Origin of the sequence: Streptomyces sp. NPDC004284 (assembly GCF_042874035.1) — a bacterium.
GTDB lineage: Bacteria > Actinomycetota > Actinomycetes > Streptomycetales > Streptomycetaceae > Streptomyces.
Map to the genome: position 1 here is coordinate 891,532 of NZ_JBIAMJ010000001.1, position 14,206 is coordinate 905,737.

12 protein-coding genes and 1 pseudogene are annotated in these 14,206 nt (G+C 73.0%); 7 read left to right on the plus strand and 6 right to left on the minus strand.

Annotated elements, in window-relative coordinates; genetic code table 11:
- The first annotated feature begins 113 nt into the window (after positions 1–113).
- Complete coding sequence (locus ACFYUS_RS04125; protein WP_388845498.1) at positions 114–512, plus strand: ATP-binding protein; 399 nt, start codon at positions 114–116, stop codon at positions 510–512.
- Positions 513–528: 16 nt separating this feature from the next.
- Here ACFYUS_RS04125 and ACFYUS_RS04130 read toward each other — a convergent pair whose 3' ends face one another.
- The 3 genes and pseudogenes from ACFYUS_RS04130 to ACFYUS_RS04140 form a co-directional block, all read right to left on the minus strand.
- Complete coding sequence (locus ACFYUS_RS04130) at positions 529–876, minus strand: hypothetical protein (RefSeq protein ID WP_388845501.1); 348 nt, start codon at positions 874–876, stop codon at positions 529–531.
- Positions 873–1,535: a DUF6232 family protein gene (locus ACFYUS_RS04135; protein WP_388845503.1), complete on the minus strand. Its 663-nt coding sequence runs from the start codon at positions 1,533–1,535 to the stop codon at positions 873–875. Before ACFYUS_RS04135 ends, ACFYUS_RS04130 begins: the two co-directional genes overlap by 4 nt.
- A pseudogene (locus ACFYUS_RS04140) lies at positions 1,417–3,068 on the minus strand (IS200/IS605 family accessory protein TnpB-related protein). The gene ACFYUS_RS04135 and the pseudogene ACFYUS_RS04140 overlap by 119 nt, the downstream one beginning before the upstream one ends.
- 381 nt (positions 3,069–3,449) lie before the next feature.
- Here ACFYUS_RS04140 and ACFYUS_RS04145 point away from each other — a divergent pair.
- From ACFYUS_RS04145 to ACFYUS_RS04165, 5 genes are all read left to right on the plus strand, one after another.
- The gene (locus ACFYUS_RS04145; protein ID WP_388845506.1) at positions 3,450–5,690 is read left to right on the plus strand and encodes an MMPL family transporter; all 2,241 of its coding nucleotides are present in this window, start codon (positions 3,450–3,452) and stop codon (positions 5,688–5,690) included.
- Positions 5,668–6,225 carry a GNAT family N-acetyltransferase gene (locus tag ACFYUS_RS04150; protein WP_388845509.1) on the plus strand — a complete coding sequence of 186 codons (558 nt, stop codon included), beginning with the start codon at positions 5,668–5,670 and terminating at the stop codon, positions 6,223–6,225. Before ACFYUS_RS04145 ends, ACFYUS_RS04150 begins: the two co-directional genes overlap by 23 nt.
- A 35-nt stretch (positions 6,226–6,260) precedes the next feature.
- Entirely contained in the window at positions 6,261–6,854 is a 594-nt protein-coding gene (locus tag ACFYUS_RS04155) for a hypothetical protein (protein WP_388845512.1), read from the plus strand.
- Positions 6,855–7,015: 161 nt separating this feature from the next.
- A complete protein-coding gene (locus tag ACFYUS_RS04160; protein ID WP_388845515.1) occupies positions 7,016–7,201 on the plus strand; it encodes a hypothetical protein in 186 nt (61 codons plus the stop codon).
- Positions 7,202–7,208: 7 nt separating this feature from the next.
- Positions 7,209–10,265, plus strand: a complete 3,057-nt coding sequence (locus tag ACFYUS_RS04165) for an AAA family ATPase (RefSeq protein ID WP_388845517.1) — start codon at positions 7,209–7,211, stop codon at positions 10,263–10,265.
- Here the strand turns inward: ACFYUS_RS04165 and ACFYUS_RS04170 are convergent.
- The 3 genes from ACFYUS_RS04170 to ACFYUS_RS04180 form a co-directional block, all read right to left on the minus strand.
- Positions 10,149–10,463 (minus strand): DUF6191 domain-containing protein, encoded by a 315-nt coding sequence (locus ACFYUS_RS04170; protein ID WP_388845520.1) that lies wholly within the window; start codon positions 10,461–10,463, stop codon positions 10,149–10,151. The two genes, ACFYUS_RS04165 and ACFYUS_RS04170, sit on opposite strands and share 117 nt — an antisense overlap.
- Positions 10,460–11,590 (minus strand): PQQ-dependent sugar dehydrogenase, encoded by a 1,131-nt coding sequence (locus ACFYUS_RS04175; protein WP_388845523.1) that lies wholly within the window; start codon positions 11,588–11,590, stop codon positions 10,460–10,462. The genes ACFYUS_RS04170 and ACFYUS_RS04175 overlap by 4 nt, the downstream gene beginning before the upstream one ends.
- 76 nt (positions 11,591–11,666) lie before the next feature.
- Positions 11,667–12,674, minus strand: a complete 1,008-nt coding sequence (locus tag ACFYUS_RS04180; protein ID WP_388845526.1) for an aldo/keto reductase — start codon at positions 12,672–12,674, stop codon at positions 11,667–11,669.
- Positions 12,675–12,749: 75 nt separating this feature from the next.
- On the opposite strand from ACFYUS_RS04180, the gene ACFYUS_RS04185 reads away from it, so the two are divergent.
- Entirely contained in the window at positions 12,750–13,715 is a 966-nt protein-coding gene (locus tag ACFYUS_RS04185) for a 2-hydroxyacid dehydrogenase (RefSeq protein ID WP_388845528.1), read from the plus strand.
- Positions 13,716–14,206 lie beyond the last annotated feature (491 nt).

Here is a 14,206-nt window from a genome sequence, read left to right on the forward strand (position 1 = left end):
GAGCGGTGCCTTCCCCGCTCCGTATGGGCTCGACGCGTTCCGGACCCGTACAAAGAATTTGTACGGGTCGGTGTCCTGGGGCGCGTGGGGCGCGAGACGTCACCGTGGTCGCCATGAGCGACCGACTCCCCCTGTTCCGCGAGGCCTTCTACCGCCGTGAGCGCCGTTCCGTCCCCCTCGCCCGCGACTTCGCCCGCAAGGCGCTGCTGGACTGGGGTCTGGACGCGCGTGCGGACGACGTACTCCTGTGCGTGAGCGAGCTCGCGACCAACGCCCTCCTGCACGGCGTCCCGCCCGGCCGGGGCTACCGCCTCCACCTCTATCTGGAGCGCCCCGGCCCGCTCCGCATCGAGGTCCACGACAGTGGTGACGGCGTCCCGGCCGTCCGTGAGCCCTCGGAGGAGTCGGGCCGGGGGCTGCTCCTCGTCGATACCCTCGCGGACCGCTGGGGTGTGGGCGCGCGCGACCCCGGCAAGATCGTCTGGTGCGAGTTCGCCGCGCCGTGTCTCTAGCCGTCTCCAGTCGCCTCTAGCCGGTCAGCAGGGCGAGGAGCCGGCGGACCGCCTCCGCCACCGGGACGCCGACCTCACCGACGAGGGCGGCGACCCCGGAGACGGTGCCGAGGGCGCGGCGGAAGGCGCCGGGGGGTGCGTCGTCGCCCTGGCGGATGGTCTCCAGGGAGGCGTCGAGGACCTCGCGGTCCTCGGTGGACACCCGGGTCCGCAGGGTCTCGATCGCGCGGATCACGGCGTCGTGGAGGGCCTGCGGGTCCTGGGCGCCCTGCTGGTTGTGGTCGATCCGGCCGACGGCCCCTTGCCCGGAGGCGTTGTAGAAATCGCGCATGGTGCCGATGTGGAACTCGCCGTTGTCGGTCACCGTCCCGCCCTTCCCACGCTGCCCGCGCCGGACGCGTTGTAGAAGTCACGCATGCTGCCGATGTTGTAGGTGGTCATCTGCTTGACGAAGCCGGGGAAGGCGGGGTCGTCGATGGCCCGCATGATGTCGCGCACGAGCGCGTGCACCTCGTTCCGGTCCAGGCTGGCGAGCAGGGTGCGCGGGTTGCCCGAGGTCTCGATGACCAGGGCGTAGTACGTCTTCGTGAGCAGGACGGAGATCAGCTGGAGGAGGAAGACCGCCACGAGCACCGCCGCGGTGATCTTCACCCCCTGGGTGATCATGTCCCGGTCGCTGTCGGACACCTCGCCGGACCGGGCGACGGCGAGCGCGGCGACCGCCAGGACGCCGATGATCAGGAGGGACGTGAGGAAGCGGCCCACGGCCTTCGCGCGCGGGGGTTTGATCCGGACCGTCGTCGCCCGGGCGATGTTCTGCAGGGGGTACGCCTCGGCCCCGATCCAGAGCACCCGCTTGCTGACCTCGACCCTGATGACCTTGCGTCTGGCCATACGACCGTTCCTAATCAGTGAGCAGGAGTGGGTCTTGGACCCACGTCCTGGCACTGCGCGCATCCCGAACGGTGTTGGACGCGCTGGTCGCCCGCGTTCTCTGTGCTGTCCCCGTTCGGGCACGTGCATCGTGTGCACGGTCCGTGACGGGGTGGCGGGTTCCCTCACGCCCTCGGATGCCCGATGGGGCCTGGGCGGTCCGATGCCCGCGACGATCACTCCGGTCGTCGTGGGGCGGTGCCGTCCGTCGCCGGATCGGGTGCCCGAGGGCGCGTCGCCCGATCGCGATGCTCGCGGCATCGTGACGGGACATCGTGCGTCGTGGGCCGCGGCCAGCGGCTTGCGCCAGTGCTCGTCGCCCCACATCGAGGTGTAGGCCGGATCGACCGCGACGATCGCGATACCCAGCTCGGCGGCCATCGACACGAGCCGGGCCTTGAGCCTGCCGGTGGGCATGCCGGAGACGAGCTGCCGGAACCGCTTCCTGCGGCCGTGCTTCTCGCGGGTCTTCTCGGCGGCGAAGTCCAGGTCCTCGATCGCGATCGCCCGCGCGCCGGTCTGCCTGGTCCAGTGCAGGAGCCGGGTGAGGGCGTGCCGGATCTGGGCGTCGCGGTGATCGGCCGACCCGCTGAGGTCGTAGGCGAAGCGGCGCGGTTCGCCGACCGGGTTGCCGTGGACATCGAGCCGGTACGCGGCGAAATGATCCGCGTTGGTGTCCACACCGGCCATCCCGGCGGCACGGGCCGTCTCCAGCGGGACCGTCTTGACCACGGGCCGCTGCCAGGACGCGGTGAGGTACCAGCGCCCGCGTTCCGCATCCAGATGGATGCGGTAGGCGACGGCCCGGTCGCCGTCGATCCGGTCCCGCCACTCGGCACCCCGGTGCGCGAACGCGACGCGGCAGGTCAGGACGTACCGGCCGTGCCTAGCGTTGGCCAGGTGGGCGAGCGGGGCCGGGAGCTTGATCGAGACTTCGCCGTCCGGGGTGACGCGGATGGTCTCGTTGCCGAACCGCTTCCCGGACTCGCCGTCGGCGGCCAGGAACCAGCGCTCCGCCTCCCACCGTTCCCGCCACTCCGCCTCGGTCAGCCGCGCCGCTTCGAGGTGGTGCCGGGTGTGGAGCAGCTTCCGGCCGCCGCGCACCACGTGCACGACACCGGCCGCACGGTCGGTGCGAGCGGCGTCGAGGCGGTGTTCCAGGATGGCCGGGCGGCGAGACTTGTGGAACCACTCGCCCTTCGACCGGTATCCGCCCGGAGCACGCTTGGTGCCCCTCTCACCGATCGGCTGCGACAGCCGGTGCATCAGCGTGCGAACCCCGGCCTCCAGGCTCTGGAGGTGCGCGAGCTGACAGCGGCGGGACAGCGCCCACTGATCGTGCGTGGCCTTCGTGATCGACCCGGCCCAGCGGGACGACGACTCGACCGTCAGCGCCCGCTTGCGGACAGCCCACGTGTCCGCGGAATGCTCCAGGCCATCGGCGCACCGGGCCTTGAGATCCAGCGACGCCAGCCGCCCCAGGTGCGCGCCGACCAGTCGCAACACCGTCTCGTCCCACGCGCTGAGGTGCTTGAGACGGTCACGGATTGCCACACCGGACGGGCCCAGCACCACGAACGGAGTGTCGACGGCCCGTAACCGCCTCTTCGGCTGCTCAGCCATCGGCCGCCGCCGAACCCGGAGACCTCGGCGCCCGGTTGCCCGCAGAGCGGCGGCCGCCCATGCCCGGCCGGCGATACGCAGTCCGCGGAAGCGCGCCCTGCGCCTTCACCCACTCCCTGAGGTTCACGCACCCGACCGTAACGACAATCACCCAAACGCACCATCACTCATAAGGGTGAGCTAAAGGGGCAATAGCGCCCAACCCTCTCGTACCCCGCCGCGGCCGTGCGTCACGGTCAGGATGCGCGCGAACACGACCGGTCAGCAAGAGGAATTCGCGAAGCCGTGGGACGGCCTGTGAGGATCGCCACGAAACGGGCAAACGATCACGTTTGGCTGTAACAGTGGGGCGCGAGTACAGATCCAGTCAGGAGTACGTCCTTGGCCGCAATCGCACGGTGGTGTGTCCGTCACCGTCTCGTCGTCGTTCTCCTCTGGCTCCTCGCGCTCGGCGGGACCGCCGCCGGCGCGACACTCGCCGGCAGCGCGTACTCCAATGACTACGAGGTCCCCGGCACCGAGTCCGGCCGGGCCACCGCCCTCCTCGACCGGGGCTTCCACGGCCTCGGCGGCGACAGCGACACCATCGTCTGGCACACCGAGCGCGGCAGCGTCCGCGCCGACGCCGTCGAGGAACGCGTCGGCGGCATGCTCGACAAGGTCGCCGAGCTGCCCGGCGTCGCCGCCGTCACCTCCCCGTACGAGGACGCGCGGGGCCAGATCAGCGAGGACGGGCACACCGCCTACGCCACGGTCACCTTCGACGCGCAGTCCGACGACATCCCCGAGGCCCAGGCCAAGGCCCTCGTCGACACCGCCAAGGCCGCCGCCACGGACGATCTCCAGGTCGAGCTGGGCGGCAGCGCCGTCGCCCTCACCGAGGCCCCCGGCGGGCACATCGCGGAGGTCGTCGGCGTCGCCGTCGCGGCCGTCGTCCTCTTCCTCGCCTTCGGCTCGCTCGCCGCCTCCGTGCTCCCGATCGCGACCGCGCTCGTCAGCGTCGGCATCGCGTACTCCGGGATCGTGCTCCTCGGCCATCTGATGACCGTCGCCGACTTCGCCCCCATGCTGGGCATGCTCGTCGGCCTGGGCGTCGGCATCGACTACGCCCTGTTCATCGTCACCCGGCACCGCAGAGGCCTCAAACGAGGACTCTCCGTCACCGAGGCCGCCGAGACCGCCGTCGCCACCACCGGCCGGGCCGTCGTCTTCGCGGGCGCCACCGTCTGCATCGCGCTCCTGGGCATGCTGATCCTGCGGCTCAGCTTCCTCAACGGCGTCGCCATCGCCGCCTCGCTCACCGTGCTCCTCACGGTCGCCGCCTCCGTCACCCTGCTGCCCGCGCTGCTCTCGTTCATCGGCATGCGGGCGCTGTCCCGGCGCGAACGCCGGACGCTCGCCGAGCGCGGGCCGCAGCCCGAGCTGCCCACCGGCTTCGCCGCCCGCTGGTCCGCCTTCGTCGAGCGGCACCCCAAGCTCCTCGGCGGCGTCGCCGTCCTCGTCATGGGCGTCCTGGCGCTGCCGACGCTCTCGCTCCACCTCGGCACCTCCGACCAGGGCAACAACCCGGCCACCGCGACCACGCGCAAGGCCTACGACCTGCTCGCCGAGGGCTTCGGGCCGGGCGTCAACGGGCCCCTCACCCTCGTCGCCGGCCTCGACGGCGCCGACGACCGGCTCGCCCTCGACCAGCTGCCGGCCGCGCTCGACGCCACCAAGGGCGTCGCGGCCGTCTCCCCGGTCACGTACAACAGCGCGGGCGACACCGCCTTCCTCACCGTCGTCCCCGACTCCTCGCCGCAGTCCAAGCAGACCAGCGACCTCGTCGACCGGCTCCGCCAGGACGTCCTGCCGAAGGCCGAGGCCGGCACCTCCCTCGACGTGCACGTGGGCGGCGTCACCGCCTCGTACGACGACTTCGCCGGGATCATCGTCGGCAAGCTGCCGCTCTTCGTCGGCTCCGTCATCGCGCTCGGCTGCCTGCTGCTCCTGCTCGCCTTCCGCTCGATCGGCATCCCGCTCAAGGCCGCCGCCATGAACGTCGCCGCCGTCGCCGGCGCCTTCGGCGTCGTCGTCGCGATCTTCCAGTGGGGCTGGGGGAGCGAACTCCTCGGCCTCGGCAGCGCCGGACCGATCGAACCCTTCCTCCCCGTGATCATGGTCTCGGTCCTCTTCGGGCTCTCCATGGACTACCAGGTCTTCCTGGTCAGCCGGATGTACGAGGAGTGGCTGGAGACCGGCGACAACCGGCGGGCGGTCCGGGTCGGCCTCGCCGAGACCAGCCGCGTGATCAACTCCGCGGCGGTCATCATGATCTCCGTCTTCCTCGCCTTCGTCCTCAGCGGGGACCGGGTCATCGCGATGTTCGGCATCGCCCTCGCGGCGGCCGTCGCCCTCGACGCCTTCATCCTGCGCACCCTCCTCGTCCCCGCGCTCATGCACCTGCTCGGCGGTGCGAACTGGTGGCTGCCGAAGTGGCTCGACCGCCTCCTGCCCCGGATCAGCATCGAACCGCCCGAGTGCCGCGAGGCCGCCGACACCCGTGCGAAGATCCCCGTACAGCGCGTGACGGCCACGGCCGCGGAAGAGAGGAACGACGATGTTCGCGATATCGCTGGGTGACGACGGCGCCGAGCTGAGGCCCCTGGAGCCCTGGCAGGCCGAGGAATTCCTCACCCACATGGACCGGGGCCGGGAGTTCATCGGACAGCACATCGGCCTCCCCGACGTCGTCGCGGACCTCGACTCCGCCCGCGCCTACCTCACCTCGTACGCCGAGAAGGCCGCCACCGACACCGGCCGCATCTACGGCATCTGGACCGACGGCACGCTCGTCGGCGGCGTCCTCTTCCGCACCTTCGACGCCGTGGGCGGCACCGCCGAGGCGGGCTGCTGGCTGGAGCCCTCCGCCGCCGGCAAGGGCCTGATCACCCGGGCCTGCCGGGTCATCATCGACTGGGCGATCGAGGAGCGCGGCATCCACCGCGTCGAGTGGTACGCCTCCACGAAGAACGAGCCGAGCATCGCCGTCGCCCGCCGCCTCGGCATGACGCAGGAAGGCGTCGTACGGGAGAACTACCTGTACCGCGGCCACCGCAGCGACACCGCGATCTGGGCCGTCCTCGCCCCCGAATGGCGCGCGGCGAAGGCGTCTTAAGCCGCCTCTCATGTGGGCGCCCTAGCGTGCGCCGCATGGACACCAAGACGACCGAGAAGACCGCCACCTCGAAGACCGACGAGGTGGCGGCGGGCACGAGCGCCGAGACCGCCGAGACCACCCCGGACACCGAGACCGCCGGGACCGCCGAGACCACTCCGGACACCGAGACCGCCGCGGACACTGCCGTCGATCCGCTCGACGAGCCGGGCGAGGACGAGCTCGACGGTGAGGAGGTCTCCTCGCCGGAGGCCACCGGCATCGGCGCCGCCGCCGCTGCCGTCGTCTCCGCCGCCCTCTCCGCCGTCGCCCTCACCGGCACCTGGACCGGCAAGGTCGTCGCCGAGCGCGAGACGCTCATCGGGCAGATCAAGACCTCCGCCGGCGGCACCCCGGCCCAGCAGATCAACGAGATCTACGGTGACGCCTGGCACAGCACCGCCCTCGTCAACGGCGTCTTCGCGCTCCTCGCCCTGATCGTCGGCGTCCTCGTGCTGACCCTGCCCCGGCGCCCCGTCTGGGTCCGCGCGGTCGCCGTCGCCGGCGCCGTCCTCGGCGGGCTCGGGCTGCTGCTGTCGGTCGGTACCTACTTCGACCTGTTCCTGAGCCTCCCGACCACCGGGTCCTGAGCACCCGGGGACCCCGCCTAAGGCCCCCCTAGGACCCCCCTAAGGCCCCCCGTACCCCGAACATGCGGCACTCGACCGATGTGACGGCACCCCCTGGGAAACGAAAGTAGAGGCATCGCAAGAGAGCGATACCGAAACCGAAGAAACCCAGGGAGCACACGATGTTCGAGTACGAACTCCACACCATGCACCACGCCGAGCTCGTCGCCGAGGCCGCCGCCCACCGCCTGGCCCACGAGGCCGCGGCCCACAAGGGTCTGCGCATCCTCGGCATCCGGATCGGGGGCCACCACGCCGAGGCCCAGGCCGCCGTCGGCGGTCGCGGTCGCTTCACCAAGGCCGCGTGACCCCCGCATGAGCGACGGCAAGGAAGTCTGTGCGATGCTCGGCGCCGTGGAGACCAGGTCAGTCAGCCCCGTCTTCGTCGGCCGCGCCGGCGAACTCACCGCCCTCACCGAGGCGCTCTCCCGCGCGACCGCGGGAGAGCCCCAGGCTCTGCTCATCGGCGGTGAGGCGGGCGTCGGCAAGACCCGGCTCATCGAGGAGTTCCTCGACACGGCCTGCGACCGGGACGCCGTCGTCGCCCTCGGCGGCTGCGTCGAACTCGGCGCCGACGGGCTGCCGTTCGCTCCCTTCGCCTCCGCCCTGCGCGCCCTCCGCCGCCGCCTCCCCGAAGAACTCACCGCCGCCGCCGACGGCCACGAGGGCGAACTCGCCCGCCTGCTGCCCGAACTGGGCGACCCCGGCGGTCACGAACCCGCCGACGAGGACTCCACCGCCCGCCTCTTCGAGCTGACCGTACGGCTCCTGGAACGGCTCGCCGCCGACCGCACGATCGTGCTCGTCCTGGAGGACCTGCACTGGGCCGACACCTCCACCCGGCACCTGTTCACCTACCTCCTGCGCACCCTGCGCCGAGGCCGGATCGTGGTCGTCGCCAGCTACCGCGCCGACGACATCCACCGCCGCCACCCGCTGCGCCCCCTCCTCGCCGAGCTCGACCGGCTCCGCACCATCCGCCGCATCGAACTCGCCCGCTTCACCCGCGCCGAGGTGCACCGCCAGCTCACCGGCATCCTCGCCGCCGAACCCGACCCCGGACTCGTCGAAGAGGTCTTCGAACGCTCCGACGGCAACGCCTTCTTCGTCGAGGAACTCGTCGTCTCCCACGAGGCCGGCTGCGCCGCCGGCCAGCTCAGCGACTCCCTGCGCGACCTCCTGCTCGTCCGGGTCGAGATGCTCCCCGAAGCCGCCCAGCGGGTCGCCAGGATCGTCGCCGAGGGCGGCTCCACCGTCGAGTACGGACTCCTCGCCGCCGTCGCCCGGCTCCCCGAGGACGAACTCATCGAGGCCCTGCGGGCCTGCGTCGGCAAGAACATCCTGCTCACCGTCCCCGACGGCGACGGCTACCGCTTCCGCCACTCCCTCGTCCGCGAGGCCGTCAGCGACGACCTGCTGCCCGGCGAACGCTCCCGCCTCAACCGGCGCTACGCCGAGGCCCTCGAAGCCGACCCCGGCCTCGTCCGCGCCCACGAGCGGACCACCCGGCTCGCCACGTACTGGTACCACGCGCACGACCCCGAGAAGGCCCTCCCCGCCGTCCTCCAGGCCTCCGTCGAGACCCGCAAGCGCCACGCCTACGCCGAGCAGCTCAGCCTCCTCGAACGGGCCATGGAACTGTGGGACAAGGTCCCCGCCGGGACGCGCGACTCCCTGCGCCCCATGGACTACGCCGACGCCTACCCCGCCTGCGGCTGCGACCCCGACACCGCCTCGCTGCGCTACCTCGACCTGCTCGCCGAGGCCGCCGTCGCCGCCCGGCTCAGCGGCGAACGGGAACGGGCCTCGAAGATCTGCCGCACCGCCCTGCGCATCCTCGACGACGCCGAGAACGACCCGCTGCGCGCCGCCTGGTTCTGGACCGAGATGGCCCGCCTCCAGTCCAACCTGGGCAAGGGCGACGGCTGGGCGGAGATCGCCCGCGCCCAGGAACTCGTCAAGGGCCTCCCGCCGTCCGCCGTCCACGCCACCGTCCTCGTCGGCGCCGCCGGCTGGGGCATGCTGCGCAACCCCGGCCCCGAGGCGCTCGCCGCCGCCGAACGCGCCGTCGAATACGCCCGGTTCGTCAAGGCCGAACCGATCGAGCTGAACGCCCGGATCACCCTCGGCACCATCATGGTGTCCGCCGGCGACACCGAGGGCGGCCTCGCCACCATGGAAGCGGCACGCGAACGGACCCTCGCCCTCGGCCAGTTCCACGAGGCCGCCCGCGCCCATGTGAACCTCTCCTCCTCCATGGAGTCGCTCGGCCGTTCCCGCGAAGCCGTCGAGACCGCCGTCACCGGCATCGAGATGGCCCGCTCCCGAGGCCTCGTCGACAGCGCCGGCTGGATCCGCGCCAACCTCGCCGAGTCGCTCCTCGCGCTCGGCGAATGGGACCGCAGCAAGGAGGAGGCCGAGGAGCTGCTCCGCTCCGGGGCCAGCAGCACCAAGCCGGGCGGCACGGCCCTGCTCCAGCTCGCCCACCTCGCCGTCGACCGCGGCGAGCCCGCCAAGGCCGCCGCGCACCTCGCCGAGGCCCGCTCGCGCTACGGCACCCGCGACCCGATCCCGCAGTACACCCTGCCCATGGCCCAGGCCGAGATCGCCATCGCCGCCGCCGAGGGACGCCTCACGGACGTACGGGAACAGCTCGCCGCCCACGCGGAGACCGGCTTCCCGCCCGGCACCCACCGCTACGGCTGGCCGCTCGTCCTCACCGCGATCACCGCCGAGGCCGACAGCCGCGGACTGCCCGCCGCCGACGGGGGCCGCGCCGCGGCGATCGACCGGGTCCGCCGCTGCGTCCGCGCCCTCGCCACCCCGGCCCCGGTCTGGGAGGCCCACTCCCGGCAGGTCTCCGAGGAGCTCGCCCGCGCCGAGGGCCGCGAGACCGCCGCCCGCTGGGCCGAGGTCGTCGCCGCCTGGGAGCCCCTCGAACGCCCGCACCAGCTGGCCCGCGCCCGGCACCGCCTCGCCGACGCGCTGCTCGTCGAGGGAGGCCGCCGCGAGGAGGCCACCGCCCTGCTCCGCGAGGCCCACGCCACCGCCGTACGGCTCGGCGCCCGCCCGCTCCGCGAGGACGTGGAACTCCTCGCCGCCCGCGCCCGCCTCTCCCTCGCCCCCGAGGAGCAGGCCCCGGCCCCGGCGGAACCCGGGGACGACACCTTCGGCCTCACGCCCCGGGAGCAGGACGTGCTGCGCCTGGTCGCGGCCGGCCGCACCAACCGTCAGATAGCCGAGGAGCTGTTCATCTCACCGAAGACGGCCAGCGTCCACGTCTCCAACATCCTCGCCAAGCTCGGCGTCGCCGGCCGCGGCGAGGCCGCCGCCCTGGCCCACCGCCTGCACCTCCTCGACACGCCCCTCTGAGCCGGGGGCGTCGGGCCGGGCCCGGGGGACCCGTATCGTCACCCGGCCCGAGGACAGGTCCACCGGACCACGGGCCGGGTCGGCATCCCCCGGATCCTCCCTGGTCAGGGCCTCCCTGCGGCGCTCCTCCTCGATGTGCCTGCGCGACGGCGCGAAGAACTCGTCCAGTCCGCCGAACACGGTCACCGCCTCCTTCACCGCACCTCCAGTCGGAGGATCCGGTCGTCCCCGGGCCCGGGCGTGCCCCGGGTGTCGGTCTCGCTGGTCACCAGCCAGAGCCGGCCCCCGCCCGCCGCGAGGACCGTGCGCAGGCGGCCGTACTCACCCCTCAGGAACGCCTCGGGCTCCCCGGATCGTTCCGCTCCCGAGAGCGGGACCCGCCACAGCCGCTCGCCCCGGAGCGCGGCCATCCAGATCGCGCCCCGGGCGTACGCGATGCCGCTGGGGGAGGCCTCCGAGGTCGGCCACTGGGCCACCGGGTCCACGAGGCCCGGCTTCCCGGCCCGGCCCTCGGCCTTCGGCCAGCCGTAGTTCCGCCCCGGCTCGATCAGGTTCAGCTCGTCCCAGGTGTCCTGCCCGAACTCGGACGCCCACAGCCGCCCCGCCGGGTCCCAGGCGAGCCCCTGCACATTGCGGTGCCCGTACGAATAGACCACCGAGTCCGGGAAGGGGTTGCCCGGTGCCGGCTTTCCCTCCGGTGTCATCCGCAGGATCTTCCCGCCGAGCGAGGACCGGTCCTGGGCGAGTCCGGTCCGGCCCGTCTCGCCCGTCCCCGCGTACAGCATCCCGTCCGGCCCGAACGCGATCCGGCCGCCGTTGTGCACGAACCCCTTCGGGATGCCGGTGCGCACCGGCTCCGGCGGGCCGAGCCGGTCGCCCTCCCCGCCGCCGTACCGCATGCGCACGATGCGGTTGTCCGAGGCGGTGGTCATGTACGCGTACACCCAGCCGTCCCGCACCGCGAGCCCCAGGAGCCCGCCCTCACCGCCCGGCACCACCCCCGGCACCTCGCCGAGCGGGGTCTTCGCGCCGGTCCGCCCGTCGACCCGGGTGATCGTCCGCTCGTCCCGCGAGGAGACGAGCAGGTCCCCGCCGGGCAGCTCCGCGAGGCCCCAGGGCGACTTCAGCCCCTCGGTGAGGGTGCCCGTGACCGAGACCCGGCCGGCGGGGGAGGGAGAGGCGGAGGCGGAGGGGGAGGCGGAGGGGGAGGCCGATGCCGGCGGGGCCGTGCGCGGGCCCTCCCCGGAACCTCCCGAGGAACACCCGGCCACCAGGGCGAGCACGGCGGCGCCCCACAGGGCCTTCACCACGACAGGACGGCTCACGGTCCGATGCCCTTCGACGAGTCGAGCGGTACCTCCCTTGATACCCCGTCGACATCCCGCCCGCCCCGTACGGCGCTCAGTCCCAGGACCCCCGGGGCGCCGGGAGCGCGGCGATCTCCGCCAGGTCCTCCGCCGTGAGGCGCAGCGCGGCGGCGCGGGCGTTCTCGACGGCCCACCGCTCCCGCTTCGCCCCCGGCACCGGCACGACGTGCCGCCCGAGGCCGAGCGTCCACGCGAGCGCCACCTGCGCCGGGGTGACGTCCTCCCCGTGCCGGGCGGCCACCCGGCGCAGGCCCGCGACGATCGGCTGGTTCGCCGCCATCATCTCGGCCGTGAACCGGGGGTGCCGGGCCCGCGGGTCGTCCGGCTCGAAGCCGCCGCCCGGGGTCAGCGTGCCGGTGAGGAAGCCGTTCCCCAGCGGCATGGCCGCCAGGAAGCCGACGCCCCGCGCCGCGCACCAGGGGAGGAGCCGTACCAGCGCCTCCTGGGACCACACCGACAGCTCCGCCTCCACCGCCGCCACCGGGAAGACCTGCTGGATCCGGTCCAGTTGGCGGATCGTCCCCTCGTACAGATCGGCCCCGCGCCGGACCGGGCGCGCCCCCACGGCGCAGAGGCCGAGCGCCCGCACCTTGCCCGCGGACACCAGCTCGGCCATGGCGCCCCAGGTCTCCTCGACCGGCACCTCGGGGTCCGCCCGGTGGAGCTGGTAGAGGTCGATGACATCGGTCTGGAGCCTGCGCAGCGAGGCGTCGCAGGCCCGGCGCACGTACCCCGGCCTGCCGTTGGCGACCACGTGCCGCCGCTCGCCGCCGTCGCCGACGAGCAGTCCGCACTTCGTCGAGACGAAGGCCTCGGACCGCCGCTCCTTCAACACCCGCCCCACCAACAGCTCGTTGGTGAACGGTCCGTACATGTCGGCGGTGTCGAGCAGGCTCACCCCGGCGTCGAGCGCCGCGTGCACGGTCCGCAGCGAGCGGTCCCCCCGCTGTTCCGAACGGCTGTACGCCCAGCTCATCGGCATGCACCCCAGGCCGATCGCACCCACGTCGAGCGCCGTCGCCCCGATAGTCCTGCGCTCCACCTGCCGGTACCCCTCCCTGTGCCGCCCCCCAAAGTAACCAATGGAGCGCGGGATTCTTCGCATAGCCTCCCGGTCATGAGATTCGAAGACACGACCGCTGACGTGTGGCTTCCTATTCCGGCGGACGAGATCGAGGGACTCCCCGAACCGGGCGCGTCCGGCCTGAACTACCGCTTCTGGGACGGCGGTCCCGAGTTCCCCGCCGATCCGGCGCACTGCGCCTTCTACGTCGTCCCGTACATGAAGGGCTCGGAGATCGCCGTGCGGCCGCTGGCCGCGATGACCTCCCTCCGCGTCGTGCAGACCCTGTCCGCCGGCATCGACCACGTCACGCCGGGCATCGGCTCGCTGCGGCCGGGGGTCGCCCTCTGCAACGCGAAGGGCGTCCACGAGGCCAGCACCGCCGAGCTCACCCTCGCCCTGATCCTCGCCTCGCTGCGCGGCATCCCCGGATTCGTGCGCGGCCAGGACGCCGAGGAGTGGCGGGCGGGCTTCTACCCGGCGCTCGCCGACAAGTCCGTCCTGATCGTCGGGTACGGATCGATCGGCGCCGCCATCGAGGGCCGGCTCGCGCCCTTCGAGTGCGCGCGGGTCGCGCGCGTCGCACGCTCCGCACGCACCACGGAACGCGGCCCGGTGCACGCCCTGGCTGACCTGCCGGCGCTGCTCCCGGAGGCGGACGTGGTCGTCCTGTCCACTCCGCTCACGCCGGAGACCACGCACCTCGCCGACGCCGGCTTCCTGGGGCGGATGAAGGACGGGGCACTCCTCGTGAACGTCGCCCGGGGCCCGGTCGTCGACACGACCGCGCTGCTCAAGGAGGTCGAGAGCGGCAGGATCACGGCGGCGCTCGACGTCACCGACCCCGAACCGCTGCCGGCCGGACACCCTTTGTGGCACGCTCCCGGTGTCCTGATCAGTCCCCATGTGGGAGGTTCCACTTCCGCCTTCATGCCGAGGGCGAAGCGGCTGATCGCGGGACAGCTGCGGAGGTTCGCGGCGGGCGAGGAACCGGCCAACGTCCTCCTCACCACCGATTGACCGGGGGCCCGCTCGGCCGGGCGGGTGACACGCGCCCCCGACACGCGCCGCGCACAAGCCCCCTGGTCGTCACGGAGAGTACTGCGGCCCTGTCCCTGAGTGACGGTCCTGGTGTATCGTCCCGTGGCGGGGGACTGCGTCGAGAACGGGCTGACGCTGGGGAGCGAAGTGACGGGACATCAGATTCCGAGGGGGGCGACGGGTGGAACACGGCCGAAGGACCGACGATCCGACGCGGCGACACCGCCGCCGGCAAGCCTTCCACCCCGCCCCACCGCCCTCGGACACTCGGTACCGGACCAAGCGGCACCACACCGCCCACCCCGCCCCACCGCCCCACCGGACACCACGCCCGGAGCCGGTGGCGGCGGGCTGCCCCACCAGCCCGCCCCCGGGCACGCGGACGCACCGGACCGCGAGCCCTGCGAGGCCTGTGGTGACGCGCGGCGGCCGGTCGTGCGGGCCGGGGCGGACTCCGGGCGGCCGCACGA

What these genes read in the sequence shown, in the direction of transcription:
- ACFYUS_RS04155 (WP_388845512.1), top strand. Translation starts at nt 6,261, where the DNA reads ATGGACACCAAGACGACCGAGAAGACCGCCACCTCGAAGACCGACGAG.
- ACFYUS_RS04185 (WP_388845528.1), top strand. Translation starts at nt 12,750, where the DNA reads ATGAGATTCGAAGACACGACCGCTGACGTGTGGCTTCCTATTCCGGCG.
- ACFYUS_RS04125 (WP_388845498.1), top strand. Translation starts at nt 114, where the DNA reads ATGAGCGACCGACTCCCCCTGTTCCGCGAGGCCTTCTACCGCCGTGAG.
- ACFYUS_RS04160 (WP_388845515.1), top strand. Translation starts at nt 7,016, where the DNA reads ATGTTCGAGTACGAACTCCACACCATGCACCACGCCGAGCTCGTCGCC.
- ACFYUS_RS04165 (WP_388845517.1), top strand. Translation starts at nt 7,209, where the DNA reads ATGAGCGACGGCAAGGAAGTCTGTGCGATGCTCGGCGCCGTGGAGACC.
- ACFYUS_RS04150 (WP_388845509.1), top strand. Translation starts at nt 5,668, where the DNA reads ATGTTCGCGATATCGCTGGGTGACGACGGCGCCGAGCTGAGGCCCCTG.
- ACFYUS_RS04135 (WP_388845503.1), bottom strand. Translation starts at nt 1,535, where the DNA reads ATGCACGTGCCCGAACGGGGACAGCACAGAGAACGCGGGCGACCAGCG.